The organism is Tenacibaculum sp. M341, assembly GCF_004337695.1.
In the GTDB taxonomy this organism is placed as follows: domain Bacteria; phylum Bacteroidota; class Bacteroidia; order Flavobacteriales; family Flavobacteriaceae; genus Polaribacter.
Genome location: NZ_SJXJ01000096.1, coordinates 1 through 392 on the forward strand (window position 1 = coordinate 1; position 392 = coordinate 392).

Consider the following 392-nt stretch of genomic DNA (forward strand, 5'->3'; position numbering starts at 1 on the left):
TAACTCCAAACTCCTTCACCTGGAACTGTAAAACCAATCACATCTCCGTCACTTGAAGTAATAATATTTGTTGCTCCTCCTGGTGCGATTAAACTTACAGTCGTCGGATCAATTGTTCCGTCTGTATCTGTATCATTGTTTACGATGTTTAAAGTAACTGTATCTCCCAACGTGTTCCCTGTACTTACATCATCAACTCCAACTGGACGATCTTGATACGTGATAATTACTTCTGCATCATTACTAGTGCTTGTAGCTGCATCGGTAATGTTATATTCTACTAATGTTGGATCGCCTTCAAAGGTTCCTAATGGTGTAAATTCTAATGATCCTGTTAAAGTATCATAAACCCAAGTTCCTTCTCCTGCAACTACTAATTCAATATCTGTTCC

General features: G+C 38.3%; 1 protein-coding gene. It reads right to left on the minus strand.

Annotated features, from left to right (window positions below; translation table 11 throughout):
- On the minus strand, nt 1-392 hold a 392-nt coding region (locus EYW44_RS22405), incomplete at both ends, for a hypothetical protein (RefSeq protein ID WP_207893832.1).